At 60.4% G+C, this 23,034-nt stretch carries 20 protein-coding genes; 4 read left to right on the forward strand and 16 right to left on the reverse strand.

Annotation, left to right across the window (positions count from 1 at the left end):
- The first annotated feature begins 212 nt into the window (after nucleotides 1–212).
- Nucleotides 213–605 carry an RNA-binding S4 domain-containing protein gene (locus H9642_RS06950; protein WP_251835691.1) on the forward strand — a complete coding sequence of 131 codons (393 nt, stop codon included), beginning with the start codon at nucleotides 213–215 and terminating at the stop codon, nucleotides 603–605.
- Here the strand turns inward: H9642_RS06950 and H9642_RS06955 are convergent.
- On the reverse strand, nucleotides 599–1,369 hold the full coding sequence (locus H9642_RS06955; protein WP_251835692.1) for a ChbG/HpnK family deacetylase: 771 nt from the start codon (nucleotides 1,367–1,369) through the stop codon (nucleotides 599–601). The two genes, H9642_RS06950 and H9642_RS06955, sit on opposite strands and share 7 nt — an antisense overlap.
- Nucleotides 1,366–2,490, reverse strand: coding sequence for a GNAT family N-acetyltransferase (locus tag H9642_RS06960; RefSeq protein ID WP_251835693.1), 1,125 nt, complete (start codon nucleotides 2,488–2,490; stop codon nucleotides 1,366–1,368). Before H9642_RS06960 ends, H9642_RS06955 begins: the two co-directional genes overlap by 4 nt.
- A gap of 358 nt (nucleotides 2,491–2,848) precedes the next feature.
- On the opposite strand from H9642_RS06960, the gene H9642_RS06965 reads away from it, so the two are divergent.
- On the forward strand, nucleotides 2,849–4,018 hold the full coding sequence (locus tag H9642_RS06965) for a GNAT family N-acetyltransferase (protein ID WP_251835694.1): 1,170 nt from the start codon (nucleotides 2,849–2,851) through the stop codon (nucleotides 4,016–4,018).
- Nucleotides 4,019–4,031: 13 nt separating this feature from the next.
- Here H9642_RS06965 and H9642_RS06970 read toward each other — a convergent pair whose 3' ends face one another.
- Genes H9642_RS06970 through H9642_RS07035 form a run of 14 tightly spaced genes read right to left on the reverse strand, consistent with a single transcriptional unit; the run spans nucleotide 4,032 to nucleotide 19,986 of the window.
- Nucleotides 4,032–4,706: a GNAT family N-acetyltransferase gene (locus H9642_RS06970; RefSeq protein ID WP_251835695.1), complete on the reverse strand. Its 675-nt coding sequence runs from the start codon at nucleotides 4,704–4,706 to the stop codon at nucleotides 4,032–4,034.
- The gene (locus H9642_RS06975; RefSeq protein ID WP_251835696.1) at nucleotides 4,703–6,625 is read right to left on the reverse strand and encodes a hypothetical protein; all 1,923 of its coding nucleotides are present in this window, start codon (nucleotides 6,623–6,625) and stop codon (nucleotides 4,703–4,705) included. Before H9642_RS06975 ends, H9642_RS06970 begins: the two co-directional genes overlap by 4 nt.
- Complete coding sequence (locus tag H9642_RS06980; RefSeq protein WP_251835697.1) at nucleotides 6,604–7,926, reverse strand: lipopolysaccharide biosynthesis protein; 1,323 nt, start codon at nucleotides 7,924–7,926, stop codon at nucleotides 6,604–6,606. Before H9642_RS06980 ends, H9642_RS06975 begins: the two co-directional genes overlap by 22 nt.
- Nucleotides 7,923–8,927 carry a polysaccharide deacetylase family protein gene (locus H9642_RS06985; protein WP_251835698.1) on the reverse strand — a complete coding sequence of 335 codons (1,005 nt, stop codon included), beginning with the start codon at nucleotides 8,925–8,927 and terminating at the stop codon, nucleotides 7,923–7,925. The genes H9642_RS06980 and H9642_RS06985 overlap by 4 nt, the downstream gene beginning before the upstream one ends.
- Nucleotides 8,928–8,936: 9 nt before the next feature.
- Nucleotides 8,937–10,073, reverse strand: a complete 1,137-nt coding sequence (locus H9642_RS06990) for a glycosyltransferase family 2 protein (RefSeq protein ID WP_251835699.1) — start codon at nucleotides 10,071–10,073, stop codon at nucleotides 8,937–8,939.
- On the reverse strand, nucleotides 10,066–11,031 hold the full coding sequence (locus H9642_RS06995) for a glycosyltransferase (protein ID WP_251835700.1): 966 nt from the start codon (nucleotides 11,029–11,031) through the stop codon (nucleotides 10,066–10,068). Before H9642_RS06995 ends, H9642_RS06990 begins: the two co-directional genes overlap by 8 nt.
- Nucleotides 11,028–12,398, reverse strand: a complete 1,371-nt coding sequence (locus tag H9642_RS07000; RefSeq protein WP_251835701.1) for an O-antigen ligase family protein — start codon at nucleotides 12,396–12,398, stop codon at nucleotides 11,028–11,030. The genes H9642_RS06995 and H9642_RS07000 overlap by 4 nt, the downstream gene beginning before the upstream one ends.
- Nucleotides 12,399–12,400: 2 nt before the next feature.
- Nucleotides 12,401–13,507, reverse strand: coding sequence for a glycosyltransferase family 4 protein (locus tag H9642_RS07005; RefSeq protein WP_251835702.1), 1,107 nt, complete (start codon nucleotides 13,505–13,507; stop codon nucleotides 12,401–12,403).
- The gene (locus H9642_RS07010) at nucleotides 13,480–15,072 is read right to left on the reverse strand and encodes a GumC family protein (RefSeq protein ID WP_251835703.1); all 1,593 of its coding nucleotides are present in this window, start codon (nucleotides 15,070–15,072) and stop codon (nucleotides 13,480–13,482) included. The genes H9642_RS07005 and H9642_RS07010 overlap by 28 nt, the downstream gene beginning before the upstream one ends.
- A gap of 2 nt (nucleotides 15,073–15,074) precedes the next feature.
- Complete coding sequence (locus H9642_RS07015) at nucleotides 15,075–16,073, reverse strand: polysaccharide biosynthesis/export family protein (RefSeq protein ID WP_251835704.1); 999 nt, start codon at nucleotides 16,071–16,073, stop codon at nucleotides 15,075–15,077.
- 23 nt (nucleotides 16,074–16,096) lie between these two features.
- The gene (locus H9642_RS07020; RefSeq protein WP_433962678.1) at nucleotides 16,097–16,768 is read right to left on the reverse strand and encodes a CpsD/CapB family tyrosine-protein kinase; all 672 of its coding nucleotides are present in this window, start codon (nucleotides 16,766–16,768) and stop codon (nucleotides 16,097–16,099) included.
- 37 nt (nucleotides 16,769–16,805) lie between these two features.
- Nucleotides 16,806–17,552, reverse strand: coding sequence for a sugar transferase (locus H9642_RS07025; protein WP_251835705.1), 747 nt, complete (start codon nucleotides 17,550–17,552; stop codon nucleotides 16,806–16,808).
- Nucleotides 17,553–17,566: 14 nt separating this feature from the next.
- Complete coding sequence (locus H9642_RS07030) at nucleotides 17,567–18,637, reverse strand: NAD-dependent epimerase (RefSeq protein WP_251835706.1); 1,071 nt, start codon at nucleotides 18,635–18,637, stop codon at nucleotides 17,567–17,569.
- On the reverse strand, nucleotides 18,634–19,986 hold the full coding sequence (locus H9642_RS07035; protein ID WP_251835707.1) for a UDP-glucose dehydrogenase family protein: 1,353 nt from the start codon (nucleotides 19,984–19,986) through the stop codon (nucleotides 18,634–18,636). Before H9642_RS07035 ends, H9642_RS07030 begins: the two co-directional genes overlap by 4 nt.
- Before the next feature lie 336 nt (nucleotides 19,987–20,322).
- Here H9642_RS07035 and hslO point away from each other — a divergent pair, with 336 nt between their 5' ends.
- A complete protein-coding gene (hslO, locus tag H9642_RS07040; protein WP_251835708.1) occupies nucleotides 20,323–21,216 on the forward strand; it encodes an Hsp33 family molecular chaperone HslO in 894 nt (297 codons plus the stop codon).
- Between the two features lie 188 nt (nucleotides 21,217–21,404).
- Nucleotides 21,405–22,946, forward strand: a complete 1,542-nt coding sequence (locus H9642_RS07045; protein ID WP_251835709.1) for a phosphoenolpyruvate carboxykinase — start codon at nucleotides 21,405–21,407, stop codon at nucleotides 22,944–22,946.
- Nucleotides 22,947–23,034 lie beyond the last annotated feature (88 nt).

Below are 23,034 nucleotides of genomic sequence, written 5' to 3' on the forward strand. Positions count from 1 at the left end.
TCTGGCCGCGCGCCTCGCAACTGTTGATATGAAGGATAAACAGCTTCAGTCGGGGGGCCGTTGTGCGTACGTCGTGAGTCTGTTGGAACTCGACGGCGCTGCCGCTCTTCGGAGCGGGCCGCGCGGCGCGCATTCTAGAGCGCCCCGGCAATAACTGCATCTGTTGTACGCTGAGAAGGCACGATCCCCGACCGGGCCTGGAAGAGAGACTGATGAACGACAAAGACACTGACAAGATCCGCCTGGATAAATGGCTCTGGGCTGCACGTTTTTTCAAGACACGTGCCTTGGCCAAGGCGGCGATCGAAGGCGGCAAGGTGCATTGCCGCGGCGAACGCTGCAAGCCTGCCAAGGAGCCTAAATGCGGTGATGAATTGACTCTGCGCACCGGCTTCGATGAGCGCACCGTGGTCATTTTGGCCCTATCCGCGGTGCGTCGCGGCGCGACTGAAGCGCAAGCGCTGTATCGGGAAACCGACGAAAGCATTGCCAAGCGCGAGCAGGCGGCGGCGTTGCGCAAGGCGGGCGCCCTGGGCATCACCACCGAGGGGCGGCCGAGCAAGAAGCAGCGCCGGCAAATTCATCGTCTGCATGACGATTACTGAATGACGCCCGGCAGCGCGGAATAGGCGATGCGCGGCACGTCGGCCAGACGCCGCGCCAGCAGTTCGGTCAATGACTGGTCCGGCTCCAGGTAGGCATCGCCGAAATCGTCGTCCAGACGACTGGGATGCGCGATGACCTCAAGTATTCCGCCGCTGGGCAACGCGCCGTGGTGCAAGTCCAGCGGTGTGCACACATGGTCGGCGCTGGCGTGGCCAAGCGTGCGCAATCGCCAGTTGAGCAAGCGCTTGTAGACGCGCTTGGGCAAGGTCAGGTTGCGGCCCAAATTGCGTGCCAGGCGCAGCGGCACGCCCTGGCGGCGAGCAAAGCGGGCCACCACTTCGCCGATTGGCCAGATGTTGTGCACATGCTGGTGCGAGTCGATATGGCTAGGGCGCAGGCCATGCTCCAGGCAGCGCTGCCATTGACTGCGCAACTCCTCTTCAATGGCCTGGCGGGTGCGCCTTGGCAGCCACAGCTGATGCTGCCGAAACTGCAGGTCAAAGTCGCCACTCGGGCTGCACACTCCCCGTTCGGCCTGAATCGGCTGGCTCAGCGGACGACCATAAGTGAGGTTGAAATGCAGCCCGATCTTGCCTTGTAGGCGGTGTTGCTGGGTCAGCTCACAGGCCTCGACAAAACCGGGCATGTTGGCCATCAGAGTGGCCGAGCTGATCAGGTTTTGTTCGAACGCGCTGATGATGGTGTGGTTTTCTTCAGAACTGAGGCCGAAATCATCGGCATTGATAATGACGCGCGCAATCATCGGCTTACCTCCTGCAACTTGCCGGAGCTTGAAGCCGGGACAACCTGGCGTTGCTTGCGCCACTCCCATAGGCGATGGCCAAGGCCGAGCAAAATTCCCGTAGGACTCCAGGAATAGAAGCTCCAGCGCAGGTGTTCGACCTGTCCGCTCATGCGCTCATGCAACTGGTGGGTTGAGCCACTGCGGCTGACGCGCGAGGCGTCGATCCACTGCCAGCCCTCTTCCAAGCCCCAGCGTATCCACTCATCCAGCAACAGGCGACCGCTGCCCAGGTCAGCGTATTCCGGCAGAAACGCCAAGTTGTAGTCATAAATGCGACCGTTATGCAAAAGGGCCAGTCGGTAGCTGATGCAACGGCCTTCGTGTTCAAGCATGACCACGCGGACCAGGTCATTGGCCGCCAATGCGGTAAATGCCTGGATCATCCAGCTGCGGCGCGTGCCGGAGAAAATGCCGACTTCTTCCTGGCCTTTCCAGCTGACCTGCTCCACGGCGGCAAGGCTGTCCAGCACAGCACCGATGTTGGTGGCGTCTGGCACCACGCGGCGGATTACTGCGCCGCGTTCGTCACTGCGCTTGCGAGCCCGGCGCAACTTGTAACGCAGGTCACGGTTAGGTTCCTTGTGATCCTCGGGTGTAATCCGATGAAACGGCGCGCGGCAACTCAAATGACAATGATGGCTTGAGCTCAGGCGTGCCCAATGCTGCATGCTGCGCTGGGTGTTCTGATCGGTGGTCAGCTCGTTAAGCTGCATGACGCTATGGGGTAGGCGCCGGCCGATTTCCTTCCATGCTCGGGTTAGCCCGGTTTCATCCAGTTGGCAGACCAGTGCCAAGCGGTCACTCAGCGGATAGCCAAGGTGGCGCAGTACGCGCCAGGAAAAGCCAAATCGTGCGTCGCGCATTTGCATCAGCGGGAGGCACAGACGCAGCTGATCACCCTCCCAAGCCAGCAAAATAAGCAGTTGCTGATTCGGCTCCAGGGCTTGTTCGGCGGCAATCAGCCAACCGATGTGATTGAACGGGGTGCAATGCGGCAGCCGGTTGCACAGTTGGTTGTAGGCATGCAGTGGAAATTCGGTGGCGGAAAGGGAATGACACCATTGGAAGCGGTAATCCATGACCGAGTCGCTCAGGCTGAAAGGTAAGACGAATCGCGCACCAGGGCGCACTTGGCGGGGTTTTTACCAGTGCGGCGACGTCCTGCTGCCGCATTGACTGCAGGGATGTATAGCAGGCTTTGCCAAGGCTGGCGCACTGACAAAGCAAGAAACATATTGATGGCCAAGAGTAGGCGGGCATTGGTCCGTTTGCCGGGTCGGGTTTGTTTCTTCGGCTAAAGTTCGCAACAGCATCGAGCGCCCCCTAACCAAAGGAGTGGTTAGGCCGGTGACAGGCATGTCATCAAGCGAACCGGGGCCGACTCACTCTTCTGTCCCCTTGGGCAGCTTCCGCTTTGGTTTTTGCAGGGATGCACACATGGATAACCTCGCTTCACTTTCTGCAGCCATGCCGCTCTCCACAGCGGTCAGTCACCGTGTCGTCGAAGTCTCATCATTTTCACAGGCCGAACCTTTTCTTGAGCGCTGGGAGCGGTTGGCGGAAAACCCCTCCGAGGCCAATGTGTTTTACGCTCCCTGGGCCCTGCGTCCGGCGCTGGAACATTTGTGCCGGGACAAGACAATCAAGTTGTTATTTTTTGTGCGTGAAGGTGGCAGCGATCTGGATGGCGTTCTGCCGTTACTGGTCAAGCGTGCCTGCCACTACCTGCCGATTTTCGGCCTGCAAAACCTGCGGCATCGGTACTGTTTTTCTACCGCCCCCTGGCTAAAAAGTGGGCGTGAGGTTGACGTGGCCTGCAGCTTCGCCCTTTGGCTGCGGAGCCATCGTTATCGTTATCCGCTGCTTATGCTGAACACCGTAACCGCTGATAGTGCATGGGTACAGGCGTTGCGCCGACAGTTGCCGCTGCGCGGCATGCGCTTTCAGCAGACGTCCCTGGTACAGCGCGCGCTGTTGGTGCATGGCGATGATCCTGAGGATTATCTGCAACGTGCTCTGCCAAGTAAAAAACGCAAGGAGTACCGCCGTCTACGCGAGCGTCTGGCGGAGCGAGGCAATCTGCAAATCCACGAATTACAGCCGGGGGATGCGAACCTGCTATCCTGGCTCGATGCGTTCGTCGAGCTGGAACTCCAGGGCTGGAAAGGCAAGGAACAAACCGCATTGGGTAGCCGCTCAAGCTGCCGGCGTTTCTTCGAGGAGATCGCCCATGAGGCTCATCATCGCGGGCAGTTGGCCATGCTGTCGATGACCCTCGATGGCCGGCCGGTGGCCATGGTGTGTGATCTTATCGCTTCGCCAGGGTCCTTCGCTTTCAAATCGGCTTATGACGAAGCCTATGCGCGCTATGCGCCCGGTGTGCTGCTGGAGCTGGAAAATATCTGTCGAGCCCATGCCCGCCAGGCCCGCGGCCTGCGCTGGCTGGATTCCTGCTCGGCACCGGATAACGAGCTGCTCAATCGGCTGTATCTGGAACGCCGCACATTGTGCAATCTGACCATCAGTAGCGGGCATGCCTTGGCCAATCTGTACGTGGCGCGCCTGCCTTGGCTGAAGCGTTTGCAGCAACGCATAAAACGCCTCTGAACGACGCGCGATATCACTTGGAGCGGGCCAACCCTGGCTCGCTCCCAGCGGCCTGTTTATGCAGGATTGGAACAGCAGGCTGGCGCGTGTAGCGGATACAGCCGAACAAGGTATAAGCGTGCACAATGCGTCCATCCGGCTGAAAACCGAGGCGCCGGATCAGGCGCAGCATAAGGTGGTTGTGGGCGTCGACCACTGCCACCGCCCGTCGATAGCCACGCTTTTGCAACAGTTGCCATAGATGGTTCTGGCCGCCGAGAAACACCGCGCTGCCACGATGGGCCATCGCCACTTCCAGGGCGAACAGGTAGGCATCCCCGGCAGCGACTGGAAACCAGCCACGGAAGTAATGAGCGTCATAATAATCCCGTGGGCTGATCCACATGTAGGCGCACACCTCGCCTTGCTGGTTCAGCGCGACATAGCCGTGCAGGTCGGGCTGGGCCAGCAGGTCACGCATCACGCCGATCTGCCCGGGGAAATGCTTTGCAAACGCCGGCAGCAGCTCGCTTCGTGTATCCACATACTCCCAGGCGTGTCGACGGGGCAAGGACAGCGGATTGCCATGCAGCTCACGGGCAAACCAGATGAGCTGATGATGGGCATACAGGTAACGCTCGGTGAACAAGCGCAGACTTCCCATCAATCCCTTGCGCTGAAGTTTGCTGTATAGCTGACGAATGCTCATGGCTGCTCCCAAGTGAGAGCGAACAGCGACTCTGCGGGAACCTCGAACTGCCAGGCGCCTGACACGCAGTTCACCGCCCCAGGCAAAATGGGCGTAGCGCTGAATAAATCCAGCTGGGGAGGGTCGAGCCCGGAGCAGGTCGTATTGGCGGCTGTAAAGCGTATCTGCTGCAGGCGATCGACCTTGTTGACGCCCAGCAGGTTGTGATGCTTGCCGGAGCGGCTGGCCAATGCATCGACTTCAAACGCATCGTTGTCTAGCAGCAGGACATCCTCGCCCCAGTAGCGCTGCATGAAATTCATCGCGTGCCCCACCGGCCTGAGGCTGTAATTACCGGCAGAATCAAGGCGCAGCATGCCCTTGAAATGACCGTCGTCATCGGCCAACAGGAACCAGTTGAGCATGTCCAGCAACCCATCCGCAGAAGACTGTATGGCGACGGATGCCCACCACAGCGCAGCGAATTGCGTGTCCTGCTCGTAATGACTGATGGTGTTACCGCTGGACAGGTTGGTCTGATCGATCAGCAGCGCCTTGCGCGGCCGGCCCTGTTTGTCGAGACCCACCAGGTCGGCAGCCTGGCGCACGCTGTAGCGATACCAGTCGGTAGCCCGCAGGTCACGAATCATCCATTCATGCCAGGCCAGCGCGTCGATCAGGGGCTCATGCTCGTCCAACAGGCGTTTTGCCCAGTCAATCCCTCGCCGGTTTCGGGCATCGGTCATAGTCGGGCCATTGACCAACCGCGAGGAGGCCGGAATGGCGATGCGGATACCGGCAGCGTGGGCGCCAGGGTGAGCGCGTACCCGTTCGGCCATGGCGCGGAAGTAGTCGGCAAAACGGGGATAACTGGAGTAGTTGAGATTGGGTTCGTCGGCCATGGACAAATAATGAATGCCGCCGGCGCCCAGGCTCGACGTGCTGTCCAGCCAGGCCTGCAGGCCTGCGCGACTGGTGGCATCAAAGTCCAGATCAGCCACCCGCCCTGTTTTCGCCAATAAGGTGATGTCGTGGGCAATGCCGTATTTGTGCCGAAACAGTGGGCGAAAGCGTTGTTCATGTTGCGGGTTGCGGGCCATGACATTGACGAAACTGTAATGGCCGCCTGCTTGAGGGCTAAGCGTGCCCAGCAAGGTGGCGTCCTCCGGCAGGCTGTAAGGCAGCGCCACGCCGAGTTTTGCCGTAGGGCCGAGCACCTTGTCGTGCAGTGACAGGCCGACCCGGCCCGGTTTCTGGATGGGCTGGTACAGATGCTCCGGGCGCTGGGCAAAGAGATTGTCGGTGCCGTCCAGCCAGAAGGCGGCCTTGCCTTTGCCCTGCAGGTGCAAGCGCCAGATCTGTTCCTCAGCCGATACCGGCAGGCTGACCAGGTCGCTGCGCGGATACAGGGTATGGCGCTGCAATTTCAAGTGCACCTGGTGCCTGTCGCTCAGCCGCTCGGCGGTCAGGGCATGGACACCGCCATGGTGTTTGCCTCCCAGCTGCGCGTTAACCCCGGCCGGGACGCGAAAATACAGTGTCTGATCCCGGCTGGCCTCGATGCTGAAATGCGTTTTTACCGGTTCGAACAGCGAGGCGGTTTTATCGCCATGCCGGACCTGGTAAAGCCGGAAGCTGTAGCCGGGGATTTCCAGACGATAGCCGCTGCTTGCGGCGCGTAACGGCCATTGTCGCGTGCCGCGCTGCTCGCGGGCGGGAATCTCGAAGCGTTGTAACAACTGGCCGCTGCTGTCCTGCAAATACAGCCGTTCCTCGTTGGCATCTGCCTGCCAGGCCGGTTCCCAGGCGATCAGCAGAGGCTCGTCCACAGCAGGTTTCAGGTGCAGCGCACCGTCTCGAATGCCCGACCATTCCAGGCCGTGGGCGAGAGGTGGCAGGCTGGCAATCAGTAGCCAGGCTAGAGCCCATCGGCTTCGCATACCGGTCTCCGTCGCAGGTGATTGAACAGAAAACGCAGATCGCTGGGCAGGATCAATAGGGTGTTGGCGAACGCCACGCCGCTGAGGCGGCAATACAAGCACAACATGCCCAGCGCCAGCAGGCTGTAGGCCAGCGATGAGGCATAGGCCGCGCCGACGATGCCCCAGTGGGGAATCAGGAAGAACGTCAGGCTCAGGTTGATTGCCGCGGCCACGCCGGCCATCACTGAAAGGGCCCCGGGACGTCGTTTGCCCAGCAGGTCAAGATGGAGGATGCTGGCGTAACACAGGCTGAAGATGCCCGGCAGCAAGGCCACCAGGGCCGGATAAGCGGGCTGGTAGGCACTGCCGAACAGCAGCACGATCAGCCACTCGCCGACCACCGCCATGCTCAGGCAGGCGGCGAGCATGGCGGTTCCGGTCAGGCGCAGGGCCAGTGGGGTCAGTTCATCAATGCCTTCACCCTGTTGTAGCAAACGCTTCATCAGTGGAGTGGTCACCGCCTCGGGGACGATGATCAGCAATTCGGCAGCGGCACTGGCCATGGCGTAATAACCCAGCGCTTCACTGTCGAGCAGCAAACCGATCAACAGGTAATCCGAGCGCATGAGAATCTGCTGAAACAGGATGTCTGGATGGCTTTTGCCACCAAAACGCAGCATCTCGCTGCGGCTGTCCCGGTCCCAGCGCAGGCGGATGCTGTGATAACGGCCCAGCAGGCACAGGCCGACGACGGCCACCAGCAGCAAGCCGCCGATCCAGCTGATCAACGCCGCTTCCAAGGCGAAGCGTTGCCACATCAAAAATAAACTTAGAAACAGCAACAGCGGCACCAGCGACTCAATCAGGCGCAGGCTGTTGAACGCGCCGACCTTGCCGTCGGCATTGTGCAGATTGAGCAGGGCGCTCTTCATGACGAACAGCGGCACCACCAATAGCAATAGCCAGGCGAGCGAGCCGAGTTCCTGAGTAATTTCCAGGCTCTGGCCGAACTGCTGCAGCAAAAAAACGCCCAGGCAGGTGGCCACGGCCGAGAAGAGGCAGCCGTAGATCAGCACTTGGGACAGTAGGGCTCCCATGGGCCGCTGCTGGGCCGACTGATAACTCAGCGCAGTGTTCAGGCCGCCGCTGGTGGCCGCGCTGATCATTTCCGGCATGGCGCTGAGCAGCGCGAACAGTCCACGGTCGGCAGGGCCGAGAATGCGAGCCAGCAATATGTTGCGCAACAGGCGCAGCACCAGCATCGCCAGGCTGGTGCCCACGCTTTGCAGCATATGGCGCATAAAACTTGAACGGCTCATTGGCTGCCACTCGACAGCATCCGCCAGGCCAGCAGCTCCGGACGCTGGGCCGTATGCTGACTGACGCCGATGCGCGGCAAGGCCAGGTTGTCGCCACGGCCGCGGAACAGGCCTGGCCGGGTGCTCAGGGCGTGGCGGTAATAATGGTGTTGGGCCAGTTGCCGGCGCACCTGCTCGTCATGGTCGCCGTTGGGGTAGCAGTACACCGGCAGGGGCCGTCGGCAGCGCTGTCGCAGCAAGCGGCTGCTGTCGTGCAGCTCACGCTCCAGCTGCGCGTGGTCGAGCCCAGTCAGAATCGCATGGCTGGCGCCGTGGGGGCCGAAGCGCACCAGGCCGGAATCCTCCAACTGGCGTACCTGTTGCCAATCGAGGGCTTGGGGCTCGGCGCTGTCGGGGCACTGATCTGCCAAGGCCTGCAATAGCCCGGCCGGCAGCTGTTTGAGGCGCTGCAGATACTGCGCCAGGACAAGACTGCGACGGTAGGGGTCGTGTTTGCCGAAGATAGCCGCCGGGACTTCGGCTCCGGCTTCCAGGAGCTGTGCGCATAGAGCGTCGCGGGCGGTGGGGCCAAATGTGCCCCACAACGTTTCACCGATGCTTTCCCACCAAAATGAACGCTGGCTGCCAATGAAATCGGTGGAGAGGAAAATGCTGGCCGGCATTTGGTAACGCTGCAGCAGCGGGAAGGCCTGGGTGGCGTTGTCGCGCCAGCCATCATCAAAGGTTAGTGCCACGCGCAAGCGGTCGCCGGGAGCGGCATGGGGATCCAGCAGTTCCATCAGCGGCACGCAGTCGAAATTGCGGCGCAGCCAGCGCAACAGTCGTTCAAACGCGGCACTGCCCAGGCACAGCTCGTTGCGGTGTGGCAGGGCAGCGGCCCGGTCATCGGCGATGACCCGGTGCAGCATGAGGATAACGCCCTCGGCATGCAGGCGGTGCGGTACGGGGGTGTGCAGGTAAAGCCAGCCGGCACCTGCCTTTAAGGCCTGTTTCAGTTTCATGTCCAGCCCTTAGCGATTCTGTTGGGGGTTCCACAGGCTGTAACGCTGCCCGCGCAAAAATTGCCAAAGCCCAAGACTCATTCCGGCCAGGGTGACCAGCAGGAAGGCTGCGAGGCGAAACGGTTTGGGCAAGCGGCGTTGGCGGTCGAACAAGCCGGCCAAGGCGAGCAGGTAGGCAGCCAGCTGGGCGAGCAAAGTGAAGCGGTAAAAGGCGCTGTCCGGCCACAACCAGAAATTGCTGATTAGCAGCGGAATCAACAGCAACGGGGCCAGACGGCGTATCAGTTTGTGGCTGATCAAGGCCAGTGCGTAGCTGCCGTACCGTAGGGGATTAAGAAGCTCACGACGCTGAGCGAGGCTTTGTAAGCCACCCACCGTGACCCGCAGCCGACGGCGGAATTGCTTGTCGGCATCGTCTACCCCTTGGTCGAAAACCTGGGCGGTGTCGACGAAGACAATGCGCTGGCCCGCCACGGCGGCACTGGTACTGATGTAAAAGTCATCGGTGACGTCTGCCGGAATCGTTTGAAACAGCTCGCGGCGCAGCGCCAGCAGGGCTCCATCTACCGAAACCAGGCAGCCGGCACGACTTTCCGCCCGGCGCAGCCAGGATTCGTAACGACGATACAACTGATCGCCGAGCCCAAGGTGCGCGCCACTGTGGGGAATGTCGATGTGCCCGCCGGCCGCACCGACCTGTGGGTCGGTGAAGGCTCGCAACAATTCACGCAAACAATCCTTGGCCCAGCGGTTATCGGCGTCGGTGAACACCAGGATGTCGCCACGGGCGACCGCTGCGGCGGCATTCAGGGCGTGAGCCTTGCCCTGGCGGGGCAGGTCGAGAATCTCGATGCGTGGATCGGCGATGGCCTGTGCCTCGGCCACGGTCGCATCGGAGGAGCCGTCGCTGGCTACGATGATGTGCAACTGTTCGGAGGGGTAATCCTGCTGCAACAACGTCTGCAGTTTTGCGCCGATGTGTTCGGCCTCGTTATGCGCGGCGATGATGATGGTGACGCTCGGTGTCTGTTCTGCCGGTCGCAAAGGAGCTGGCTTGAACTGGGCGATCAGACCAATCAGCAAGGGATAGCCCAGGTAGGCATAGACGGGCAGCAACAGGCACAGCCAAAAAACGAACTCAGCCACGAGCGGGCCTCCGTGGGGTGAAATTGAACAGTCCAAACAGCAGGCCGGCACCGGTCACATGCAGGCGTAGCCAGTGCAGCAACCACAGCTGAACGGTCAGGCGCGGCGTAAAGCGACGATAGGTTTCGCGCAGGGCCAGGCCCAGGGCTGGCGCCAGACCCAGGGCGAACAGGGCGAGGGCGACAGGCCACTGATGCTGAGCCAGCGCGAGCAGGGCCAGCAGGTCGGCTAACCAGATCCCGCAGGCCAGCAAGGGGAAGCGCAGCAACCGCAGACTCAGGCCGTTCTTGCGCAGCAATTGGATATGACTGCACTGGCGCCACAGCTCTTTGCCCAGCCATTCTCCCCAGCTGTCCTCGAAGCCCCAGTTCCAGACAGTGGGGCGCGACAGCCTGAGCAGGCGTGCTCCGGCATGGCCCAGGCGCAGGCTGAGATCCTTGTCCTCGCCGGTACGCAGACTCTCATCAAACCCGCCGACGCGCTCAAACCAGCTGCGTGACATGCACAGGTTGGCGGTGGGCAGCCAGTCACGCAGACCGGTCTGGTCGCGCGTGTTCCCGACACGCTGCAGCCAGGCGCGCGCATACCAGGGCGCCTGGGGCGGGGGCAGGTGGGCCAGGCCGAGGACTTCGGCGCGGTTTTGCTCGTGTACCTGGCGCCAGGTTTCCAACCAGTCTTCGGGCACCTGCATGTCGGCATCGAGAAAGGCCAGCCATTCACCCCGCGCTTGAGCGGCACCCCGGTTACGCAGGGCTCCGATGCTGATGCCGGGACAGTGCAGCACCTGAGCGCCGTGTTCGCGGGCGATCTGCGGGCCGGCGTCGTCGGAGCCATTGTCCGGCACGATGATTTCCCAGTCACAGCCTGCGCGAAGCGCTGCGCGTCGCACCGATTCCAGGGTGCGGCCGATGTGGCGTGCCTCGTTGTACATGGGAATGATCACGCTGATACGCGTCATGGGCGTGTCTCCAGAGCTGGTTGCTCTTCGGCCTGCAGGCGCATGCCGCTGGATATGGCCAGCATGATCCACAGCAGTTTGCTGTTGGGGATGCTCAGGAACAGCAGAAACAGAGCGACGGCTGCATAGGACAGGCCGAAAAAAGCCGCCAGTTGGGCTTGTCGTTCATTGCCGCGGTTAAGCCAAATGGCGCGGCTGGCCAGATAATTTTTCAGGCCCAAGACCACCAGCCCTATAAAGAGCAGGCCCCCAGGCAGGCCTGTTTCACTGAGCATGCCCAGATAGGTGTTGTGCGCCACGCGAAATAGATTGGGGTCGTTGGCGCTCAGCGAATAGGCCACCGAATACGGACGTTGTGCGTATTCAAGGGGGAAAGTGCCGGGGCCTGAGCCGAACAGCGGGGAATTTTTAATGATGTCAGTGCCGACCACCACATAGGAGGAGCGTCGTCCCAGGGAAGGGTCTTCAAAATTGCGGGCCCCTTCCTTGAGAATCACCAATGACTGCACCCGAGCCACGTATTCATCCGGAAGGGCGGCGAAGAGCACGGGCAGGCCGATGATCAGGCTGAGTAGCACGAAACCGAAATGCCGCGGCTGCAAATGTTTGCGATAGTCACGAAAGTGCCAGAGCGTGCCGGCAATGCACACCATCACAATCACGGAACCGGAGCGCGAACCTGTCTTGATCACGCCGAACATTAGAAAGCCCAGCATGCCGAGCCAGAACAGACGCAGCAACCAGCCGCGAGATTGCAAGGCCAGCCAAAACGCCAGGGGGATCACAGCGGTCAACAGCATGGCGAAATAGTTGGGATCCGCGAGCAAGCCCATGGAGCGGCCGGTGGTGGCATCGATATTGTCGAGGGCGATCACGCCACTGAAGGCCACGGCCAGAACCAGCAGCCGAGCTAACCAGAGCAGGCTGAGCTCGCGGTACAGCAACAGGGTCAGACCGAACAGGGACAGGCCGACAGCCAACTGGCGCAGATCGTGAAATGACAGCGGAACGTGGCGACTGAACATCATGCTCAGCAGGTAGCACAGCAGAAAAGGCAGCAAAAATTTCCACAGGTTGCTGCGCAAACGGTATTCCGGAAGTTGGCGCAACAGTAATTGCAGGGCGACCACACCAATCAGCGCATAGCCCAGCAGCTTGGCGCCGGTGATGGCGCTGCCGGCGGGGAACAAGCCCTCAACCGGCACCATGGCGAGGATGCCCAGGATCCCCCAGGCGGGATATCGGTAAAGCACCCCTAGAGCAATGATGGCGGGTGCGATCAACGGCGCAAGGTAAGGAAGCGGACTGGCCAGGAGCAATAGCCCGGCGAGCCCCAGCAGAAGGGACAAGGGAATGATCAGCGGCATGGTTAATCTCCTGCCACACGGCAATAAAGCTGACGCCAGTGTTCGGCCTGGGATGGCAAGTGATAGCGCCCGAGCTGTACCTGCTGCGCCCGCATAATGAGCCGTTGGCGCAGGGCTGGATCCAACAGCAGCCGTTCGACTTGAAGGGTCAGGCAGGAGAGATCGTCAGCAGGGCTGAGCAAGGCGGAGTCTTCATGACAAAGCACATCGGGAATGCCGCCCACGGCGAAGCTGGCAATCGGCGTGCCGACCTGCATGGCTTCGAGCAGCACCATGGGGGTGCCTTCCGTGCGCGAGCTCAGCACCAGGACATCGAGACTGCGCAACCAGCCATCCATTTGCGCCTGGTAACCAGCCAGGAGAATTTTTTCCTGCAGGCCGCAGGCCTCGATGCGAGCGGCCAGCTCGGTTCGCATAGGCCCTTCACCGAGCATCACTGCTGAGAGTTCGGGATGCCGGCGACACAATTGAATGGCCAGCTCCACAAACCGATCCGGGCCTTTTTCATGGCTGAGGCGGCCGACAAAACCGATCACTGGCGCCGCCGGGGCTGAGGCGGGGCGCACAAGGGTGGGCACCTGCGCTGGCGGCAGTCCATTGGGGAGCACATGCAACTTGTGCCGGGCCACGCCGGCCTGTTGATGCAGGCGGGCAATGCTTTCGGCGACACACGCTACGGCGCGCACCTGGGGTGTGCGGCAGAGTTGCAGACTGAGCCAGGTATACAGGCGCTGCTTGCGGTTGCTTGGCGTGAAACCATGCTGTGTGGTGATCATCGGCACGCCAAAGCGCAAGGCCGCCAGCCAGCCCAAGACGAGTCCCTTGAAACCATGCCCATTGATCAGCAGCGGACCTTCAGCAGACTGAAGACGCCGCCACAGGCTGCGTCGGTCCGGGCTGCGGTGCAGTTGCACGCCGGCGTCAAGGAATCGGTCGGCAAGACTCTGCGGGCCATCCAGCAGGAGCACCTGATGGTGGCCGGGCGTGTGTTGGCAATGATCAAGCAGCATTCTTTCCAATCCGTAGAAGCCGCCGCTGCTGAGTAGATGAAGAATTTGCAGCGGCGTTTCCTGGGTTCCCGTCAGTTGGTAGCCCAGTGCCGAATCCATGGCAGACTTCCTGTCTTGTGCGGGTTGGCGAGGTCGGGATTATCCGCGTCGATGGTCATGAGTACCGGCAGACCAAGCTGTTGGGAGATCTGGGCCGGATGCTTGAAGCGATGATCGAAAAATTCCCGGATATAACCCAATGCTATGGCCAGCAGCAGGCCCGTGAGCAGACCCAGAGGAATTACCTTGCTGGGCACGGGGAAACTGGCCGTTGTGGGTTCGATAGGGCGGCTGAGGATGCGTGCGTTGGACAGGGCGCCGAGCAGGTCGCTGGAGCGGCTTTCCTCGAAGCGCTGGGTATAGGCAAAAAATGCCTGGTGCAGGGCTTCAGTTTCGGTATTGAGCTGGCGCAGCGTTGATTGGATGCCCTGGAGTTGGCGAATGCGCTCTTTGTATTCGTCGATGCGCGCGGACTTCTGTGCGATCACGCCGGCAATGATTTCCTGAGATTTTTCCCGCTCGCTGATGCGATTGCCCACTACGCGCAAAAACTGCTGCCGGGTACGCTGAATTTGCGCCCGCAGCGTCTGCATTGGGGCGCTGTCGGCTTGGAAAATATCGCTTTCCAGACCGTACTGGCTGACCTGTTCGATCAGTCGATCACCCAATTGACGAATCTCGCGGTCATCGTATGTGGTGTTTTCCAACGTGCTGGAAAAGGTATAGGGGAAGCTGTAGTCGTTGAGTTTGGCATTACGTGCCACCTCCAGGCTGTTATGCAGGTATTCCAACCAGCGCCTGCCTTCAAGTTCACGGTCCCGGTACTGGTTGAGCGCCTGTTCTTCCTGATTGATGGCGTTCAAGTGAAACGTGATTTCCTCATCGGGATTGGCCGCTTTGGCCCCTCCCAGCAGCGATAGGCGTTGTTGTTCCAGGGTGTTCAGGCGTTCCTGATATTGAGCTTTCTTCTGTTCGTAAAAGCCCTCGGGCAGATCGTTGGACTGCAAGTCGTGGCGATGCACCAGGTAGGTATCGAGCAGCCGGTTGGTCAGCAAGGTGCCCTGGGCCGGGTCCTTGGCCGTGTACACCACCGAGATGACGTTCGAGCCGGGAATCGTCTGGATCTCCAGGTCTTCAAGAATCTGCAGGGTCAGGGCATCGAGCGTCGTGTCGCGCACCGGCTTGACTTCCAGACCGAGCAGTTCGCGGGCCGGATAGATCACATGTTCACGCAGTGGGTCGATGACATGGATCCGCAGTGGCGTGGTGATCATGCGTTGCAGAAAGGTTTCTTCGGCCTGCCAAAAGCCTTCCGCATACAGTTGCTCAACGGTGCGCCGAATGAGCGCGGGCGAGCGCAGGATGTTGCTTTCGGTCTCCATGTCGATCAGTGTCAACGGCACGAAGACGTCGTTCAGCGGAGCCAATGCCCCACCACTGGCATCCACCTGGGGCAACTTTTTGGATTGCACGAGAACTTCTGCAGTGATCTCAAAGGTCTGCTTGGCGAACACGGGGATCAGCAATGTAAGTACGGCAAACAGCAAGAAGACTCGCTTGATCAGCTGTCGATTGGCGAAAAAAATTCGGAAAAACTCATGCAGGTAATTTTCGCTCTGGTTCATGGTCAATTGCTGTCCTTGCTGTCGACTTGATAGCTGAAGCCGAAGTTGAAGCCGCCGAAGAGAATTACATCAGCCAGTTGCTTCATGGTGTCGCCGGCCTTGGCTAGCCCGGTCTTGGGGATAAAAAGAAGGTCATCCGGTTGCAGGTAGGCGAGGCTACTGGCGTCATCGTCAAGTACGGCCTTGATGTTGTAGGTGCGGGCGACAACTTGATCGCCCTGACGGTTGACGATCATGACCTCACGCAAGTCCGAGCGCGGGGTGTGGCCGCGCGCCAGAGTGAGTGCCTCAAGGACCGAAATTGGCCGGCGCACTGGATAAGCGCCCGGCTGGCCCACTTCACCGAGGATGAACACTTCGTTTGGCATGCTGCTCTTGAGCAGCACATCGACTCGTAGAGGCCCCACTTCCCTGGCATAACGCTGGTTGAGGGCCTTTTCCAGTTCTTGCAGGGTGACGCCCGTGAGCGGCATGTTGCCGAGCATCGGGAAGGTGGCGCGGCCATCGGGGCCAATAGTGATGTCCCTGCTCATGCCGCCGCCCGGGCTGAACAAGGTATCGCGCAGGCTTTGCAGATTGCTTTGGGCGCGGGGTACCGAAGCGGAAATGATCGGGTTGCGCAGGGTCTGCGAATACAACTCGGTGATTTTCTGTTCGGCTTCCTTGACCGTCAGGCCGGCTACTTTCACCGTGCCGGCATATTCCAGGTTTACGGTCCCGTCGGGCATGACCGTCTTGGAACTGTTCAGGCCGCGCGCGGTGACGAAGTTGAGCTCCAGTTGGTCGCCGTTCTGGATTCGGTAGGCGGCGTCCGAGTCAAGATCGATGTGATAGATCACTTCCAGCACATCCATGGGCCGCAGCACTTGCTGGACCGGCAGGATTTCGGTGCGTCCGGCCAGAGCGTCCGGCGCGGTCAGAATGCGGGCAGGTATGGAGCGTTCAGAGTTGCTGCTGCAACCCGCCAGAACCGCCAGCAACAGAAGGGTCAGGCTTCTCATGGCAATCATCCTTGGTCGTTCCATTAGAGGTAGCGGTAGAGCCATTTTGGCGTGTAGTAACGGCGCGCGTTGAATATGCTGCCGAGCAAGTTGGCGTTGGCCTGGCGCAAACGTTGCACCGCGGCCTGGGCAACTTCCCAGCGGGTCTGTTCGCCGCGCACCACCAAGATCACGCCGTCAACCATGGCCGCCAAGCTGAGGCTATAGCTGCTCGAATAGACGGCCTCGCCATCAATCACGATGAAGCGGTAATGATGGCCGAGGGCTTCGAAGAGCCGCTGGATCTGCTCATGAAGCAAGTATTTGCTCTGGCTGCTCGGAAGGCCCAGCGGCAGCAGATCAAAGGGCAGGTCGGGGTGCTGTTGTACACATTCGGACAGCTGTTCGTGGGGGGTTGAGCTGACCAGCAGGTCGAGCAATCCCGGAGCGCCACCCATCTTGTATGAAGCGGTCAAACCCTGCGGGGAGGGGCTGGCATCCACGAGTAAGACCTTGCCTGCGCTCGATAGGGTCAGTTGCCGGGCCAGTGACAGGGCACTGGTGCTGGTGCCGCATCCACTGCTGGGACCGGTAATCAGCAGGGTGCGGCATTCCGGGTTGAGAACCGTGGTGGTGAGATTGCTCTCACTGGCCTCAAGAATCTGTTTGTCGCGCTCCAGGAGAAGCCCGATCTGGTTGACGCGGAACATGTTCATTACGGCTACTCCAAATAGAAAGAGGTCATTGCCAGGATTAGCTGGCCCCGTGGCCGGAGAGCACTTTGACGGGGGTTTTGATGAGGATCATCAGATCCAGCAGCGGCCCCTGTTGCTTGATGTACTGCATGTCCAGCGTGACGCGATCGTCGAAGTCGACATCGCTGCGTCCGGAGATCTGCCAGAGGCCGGTCATTCCGGGATAGGTGCTTAGGCGCCCCAGGTGATGGGGGCGGTAGCGCGCGGCATTGAAGGAGGTGGGACGAGGGCCGACCAGACGCATGTCACCGAGCACGACATTGATCAGGTTGGGCAACTCATCCAGGCTGGTTTGCCGCAGCCAGCGACCTATAGGCGTGACCCGAGGGTCGTTGTCGATTTTGAAATCCACCGCGTCGGCGCCGTGCTTGTTCAGGTGGCGTAGCGATTCCTTGAGCGCTTCGGCGTTGGTCACCATACTGCGGAATTTGTACATGCCAAAACGGCGGCCGCGATAGCCGGTGCGCTGTTGGACGAACAGCACAGGCCCGGGACTGGCGAGCTTGATCAGCAGCGCGATACCCAGCAATAACGGCGAAAGGATGACCAGTAAGCAAAGGGCACCGATGGCATCCAGGCAACGTTTGCTGCGCGACAGATTCCAGGGCCGTCCGCCAGGCCGCTTGGTTATCCAACCTCGATTTTGCACCCACAAATGCTCACCTATCTGGCCCCGCAGCAGCGGGTCCAGGCGTTTCTCCCGTGTCATTCCCTGTTGGAACGAGTTGCTATGAGAAGCGGTCATGCCGATCAATCTCCTTAGCTGGGTAGGGGGAAGGTCATCTGCATGGGCAATACTTCCTGTTGCGCCGCTGATGGATCCCTGTGGTAGTAATCGCGGAACCAGGCAACGAAGCGGGCAATGCCTTCGTCCAGGCTAATTCGGGGGTGGAAACCGATGTCTCGTTGCAAGTCGCTGACGTCCGCGCAGGTAGCCAATACATCGCCGGCCTGCAGAGGCAACAACTCGATTCGCGCCCGTTGGCCGAGGTGCTTTTCCAGCACGGCGAGATAGTCACGCAGCTCCACCGGGGATTGCCCGCCGATGTTGTACAGACGCCAAGGCGCCATGCTGGTAGCCGGATCAGGGTGTTCGCGATCCCAGTCCGGGTTGGGCAGTGGAGCTTTGTCCAGCAGGCGGGCCAGGCTTTCGACGATGTCATCGATGTAGGTGAAGTCGCGCTGATGCTGACCATGATTGAACAGCTGCAGCGGCTCTCCCGTGACGATGGCCTGGGCAAATTGAATGGGCGACATATCCGGACGGCCCCAAGGGCCGTATACCGTGAAAAAGCGCAGCCCCGTGCAGGGAATACCAAACAAATGGCTATAGGTATGAGCCATCAGTTCATTGGCTTTTTTGGTTGCGGCATAAAGCGACAGTGGGTGGTCGACGTTATCGCGCAACGAGTACGGGGTGCGTTGGTTGGCGCCGTACACCGAGCTGGACGAGGCGTACAGCAGGTGTTGCACCGGGTAAGCCCTGCAACCTTCGAGAATATTCAAGAAGGCGTCGATGTTGCTGCTGGCATAGGCGCGCGGGTTGCTCAGCGAATAGCGCACACCGGCTTGCGCTGCAAGGTGAATGACGACGTCGGGCCGACTGTCTTCAAAGACCGACGTCACGGCCTCAGCATCAGCCAGGTCAAGGCGCAGCAGCGGAAAGTCGCCTGCCTCCTGGCGTACCCAGTCAAGCCGCGCCTCTTTCAGAGTCGGATCGTAGTAGTCATTGAAATTGTCTACGCCGATTACCCGGTGTCCCTCGCGCAGTAAGCGCAAGGCACAATGCGCACCGATGAAACCGGCGGCGCCTGTCAGTAGGATTTTCATGATTGGCTCGCTTGCGGCGCAATCTGCGGCAGACCGATGCCCTGGTAGAGCAGTCCGGCATTGGCGAGCTGTTGCGGGTTGTACAGATTGCGTCCATCAATGACCAGGCCAGCGCGCAGCTTGCTGGCCAGCCAGTCGAAGTCGACCACACGGAAGGTTTTCCACTCGGTGCAGATCACCAGGGCATCGGCATCGAGCAGGGTGTCATCGCGCGTCGGACAGAGCACCAGGTCCTCGCGGTAACCATAGAGACGGCGGCATTCAGACATGGCTTCCGGGTCATAGGCGCGCACGGTGGCACCTTCGCGCCACAAGGCCTCCATCAGGTAGCGGCTGGGCGCCTCGCGCATGTCGTCGGTGTTGGGTTTGAAGGCCAGCCCCCAAACGGCGATGGATTTGCCGGCCAGGCCATCTGGGAAGTGCTGCTGCAGCTTACGAAACAGCACATGGCGCTGAGCGTCGTTGATGTCGCTGACGGTCTGCAGCAGGCGCAGCGGTAGACCGTTGTGCTCGGCGGTGTGCAGCAAGGCGCGTATATCCTTGGGGAAGCAGGAACCACCAAAGCCGCAGCCGGGGTAGATGAAGTGATAGCCGATGCGCGGATCGGAGCCTATTCCCTTGCGCACCGCTTCGATGTCGGCCTCGAGTATCTCGGCCAGATTGGCCAGCTCGTTCATGAAGCTGATGCGGGTCGCCAGCATCGCATTGGCAGCGTATTTGGTGAGCTCGGCGCTGCGGTTGTCCATCAGCATGAGCTTGTCGTGATTACGGCAGAACGGGGCGTACAGCTCAGCCAGTTGGCTTCGCGCAAGCTCGTCCTCGGTGCCGACGATGATCCGGTCGGGACGCATGCAGTCACTGACTGCGCTGCCCTCCTTGAGAAATTCGGGGTTGGAAACGACGCGCACGCAAAGGTGCGCCTTGCCCAGGCGGGAGAGCTCTTCGCGTGCAGTTTGTTCAACTTGCCGTGCGGTGCCCACCGGCACGGTGGACTTGATCACCAATGTGCGGTCTTCGTTCATCAGCCCGACGATGGTGCGTGTTACGTCGAGGACATGATGCAAATCCGCTGAGCCGTCCTCGTCTGGAGGCGTGCCGACAGCGATGAAGATCAGCGAACCATGGGCGACCGCGTCGCTGGCCTGAGTGGTAAAGGACAGGCGAGCAGCCTTCAGGTTGTCCTCGAGCAGAGTGGACAAGCCGGGTTCGTGAATGGTGGGAACAGCGCGTTGCAGCTGTTTGATTTTGTTCGCGTCGATATCGACACATACGACACGGTGGCCGACATCGGCCATGGTAACGGCTTGGACTAATCCCACGTAGCCGGTACCGAAAACGCTTACATCCATGTTAGAGCGCCCCTTCGGCAGGTTTGTTGCGTGTACAGGTATAGGCGATAGGTCCCTGAACCTGTCAAGGAAGCCCCTGGGTTTCGCGCACTTAAATTTCTCCTCGCAGGCTGACTGGGACGCAAAAAAGCCGGATCTAGCCAGTCAGTTCCCGATTTGGGGCGTATTTTCTCGAATTGAGTTCCGACAGGCGGTAACCGAGCGATCTCGGGTCGGCGTCCGCTTGGAAGCATGGGAATTTCTCCCTAGAATTCACGTTTCTCCAACGGCGTGACTTTGCTGTTGATTCAAGTTCATCGCGTAGCGCTGGTCGCTGCCCTTTTTCGCGTGGCCCGTATGCACGATCCAGATTTCAGTCAACGTTTTTTGTTTGATGACACCGATGTTCGCGGCGAGATGGTTGCCCTGAACGACAGCTATCAGCATGTGCTGGCCAAGCATGCCTATCCGGAGCCGGTTGCACTCCTGCTCGGTGAGCTGATGGCAGCGGCGGCACTGCTGGTGGGTACTTTGAAGTTCGACGGCTTGCTGGTGCTGCAGGCGCGTTCTTCCGGCGCTGTGCCGCTGCTGATGGTGGAGTGCTCCAGCGAGCGCGAGATACGCGGTATTGCACGTTTTCACGCCGATCAGATCGAGCCTGATGTGGGCCTGCGCGAATTGATGCCTGAAGGTGTGTTGGCCATGACAGTCGACCCCCGCGAAGGTCAGCGTTATCAGGGGATCGTTGCCCTTGAAGGTGCTGATCTGGCGGAGTGCCTGAGCGTTTATTTCGCCAATTCTGAGCAGTTGCCGACCCGTTTTTGGCTCAAGGCCGATACACGCCGTGCGCGCGGATTCATGTTGCAGGCACTGCCGGCCGACCGCTTGAAGGATCCGGAGGCACGGACCAACAGTTGGCAGCACCTGACCACCTTGGCGGATACACTGACCACCGAGGAGCTTCTCGGATTGGACAACGAAACCTTGCTGCATCGCCTCTATCATGAGGAAACCGTGCGCGTGTTCGAGCCAAACGCGTTGCGCTTTGAGTGCAGTTGCTCGCGTGAGCGTTCGGCCAAGGCACTGATCAGCCTGGGCGAAGAGGATCTGCGCCGGCTGATCGAGGAGCAGGGCGGACAGGTCTCGATCGATTGTCAGTTTTGCAACCAGCATTATGTCTTCGATGCCGCCGACCTCGCCCAGCTGTTTGCCGGCGGAGGCAGTCAGGCGCCGTCAGATACTCGTCACTGATTGGGGCAGGTAGGCCAGGCTGGTGTTGGGGATCTTGTCAGCCAGGGTCGCAGGAGTGCGTGCACAGCTGGGCGCTCCCTAAAATGCTGCATGTCTGGCATAATCCACCGCACTTTTTTCTCTGTAGTGGGTCTCGGGGTCCACTACATAATGCATAGAGAGGGCTCGGCGCTTGCCGACAAAGACACATGACGCAAACCAACAATACCGTGTACACCGCCATTAGTACTGCGCAGCTGGTCGAAGAAGCCCTTCGCCGCGGCGAGGGTGAACTGGCCGCCAATGGTTCTTTGGTTGTCCGCACCGGTCACCGTACTGGTCGTTCCCCGGCTGATCGCTATATCGTTGAAGAGCCGAGCACCCAGGACCAGATTGCCTGGGGCGCCATCAACCGTCCGTTCCCGGCCGACAAGTTCGATGCCCTGTGGGACCGCGTTGTAGCCTTCAACAATGCCCAGGATCACTTCGTATCCCATGTGCATGTCGGCTCTGCCGAAGAGCACTACCTGCCGGTGAAGATGGTCACTGCCACTGCCTGGCAGAACCTGTTCGGCCGCCAGCTGTTCATCAACCCGGAAACCTACAACCCGACCGGCAAAGCCGAGTGGCAGGTGCTGAACGTTTCCAACTTCGAGTGCGTGCCCGAGCGTGACGGCACCAACTCCGACGGTTGCGTGATCATCAACTTCGCAGCGAAAAAAGTGCTGATCGCCGGTATGCGTTACGCCGGCGAGATGAAGAAGGCCATGTTCTCCGTGCAGAACTTCCTGCTGCCGGAAAAAGACGTGCTGCCCATGCACTGCGCCGCCAACATTGGCGAAGAGGGAGACGTCACCCTGTTCTTCGGTCTGTCGGGCACTGGCAAGACCACCTTGTCCGCCGACGAAAGCCGCTTCCTGATCGGCGACGACGAGCACGGCTGGGGCGAAGGTGTGGTGTTCAACATCGAAGGCGGTTGCTATGCCAAGTGCATCGACCTGTCTGAGAAGAACGAGCCGGTGATCTGGAAGGCGATCAAGTTCGGTGCCGTGCTGGAAAACGTCGTCCTCGACGAAAACCGCGAGCCGGATTATGCCGACGACAGCCTGACCCAGAACAGCCGCGCCGCCTACCCGCTGGAACACGTCGAGAAGCGTTCTGTAGCGAACCTGGGCGGCGAGCCCAATGCAGTGATCTTCCTGACCTGCGACCTGACGGGCGTGCTGCCGCCGGTGTCGATCCTCAACAACGAGCAGGCGGCTTACCACTTCCTTTCCGGCTACACCGCCCTGGTCGGTTCCACCGAAATGGGCTCGGGCGCCGGCATCAAGTCGACGTTCTCCACCTGCTTCGGCGCGCCGTTCTTCCCGCGTCCGGCCGGCGTCTACGCCGAGCTGCTGATCAAGCGTATCCAGGCCTTCGGCTCCAAGGTGTACCTGGTCAATACCGGCTGGACCGGCGGCGGTTACGGCGTTGGCAAGCGCTTCAACATCCCCACCACCCGTGCGGTGATCGCAGCGATCCAGAGCGGTGCGCTGGTGAATGCCGAGACCGAGCACCTGCCGATCATCAACCTGGACGTGCCGAAGGCTGTCGCCGGCGTCGAAACCGCCCTGCTCAACCCGCGCAACACCTGGGCTGACAAGGCTGCCTACGACGAAGCTGCCAAGTCCCTGGCTAAGCTGTTCACCGAGAACTTCAAGAAGTTCGACGTCAGCGACGCCATCAAGGCAGCGGGTCCGCAGCTCTAAGCGTGATTTTCGCGCTCCGCAAAGGCCGCCTTCGGGCGGCTTTTGCGTTTCAGCCTCTCAGGACCCCACCCTGGGCTATGGTCATCGG

It is taken from the genome of Serpens gallinarum (assembly GCF_014836765.1).
GTDB lineage: Bacteria > Pseudomonadota > Gammaproteobacteria > Pseudomonadales > Pseudomonadaceae > Serpens > Serpens gallinarum.